Consider the following 366-nt stretch of genomic DNA (forward strand, 5'->3'; position numbering starts at 1 on the left):
TGCCATCCTGCTGACCTACCTGCTGGGCGGCATCGCCATTTTCCTGATCATGCGCGCGCTCGGCGAAATGGCGATCTCCAATCCGGTCGCCGGCGCGTTCAGCCGCTATGCGCGCGACTACCTCGGCCCGCTCGCGGGCTACCTGACCGGCTGGACCTACTGGTTCGTGTGGATCGTCACCTGCATGGCGGAGATCACCGCGGTCGGCGTCTACATGCACATGTGGTTCCCGGGCGTGCCGAACTGGATCTGGGCGCTCGCGGCGCTCACGGCGATGGGCGCGGTGAACTTCATCGCGGTCAAGCTGTACGGCGAATTCGAATTCTGGTTCGCGCTGATCAAGATCGTCACGATCGTGCTGATGAT

General features: G+C 63.4%; 1 pseudogene. It reads left to right on the top strand.

Annotated elements, in window-relative coordinates:
* Window positions 1–366 (top strand): annotated as a pseudogene (locus tag ACV22V_RS32620) (amino acid permease); the annotation flags it as partial.

This window comes from Burkholderia sp. AW33-5 (assembly GCF_053427615.1).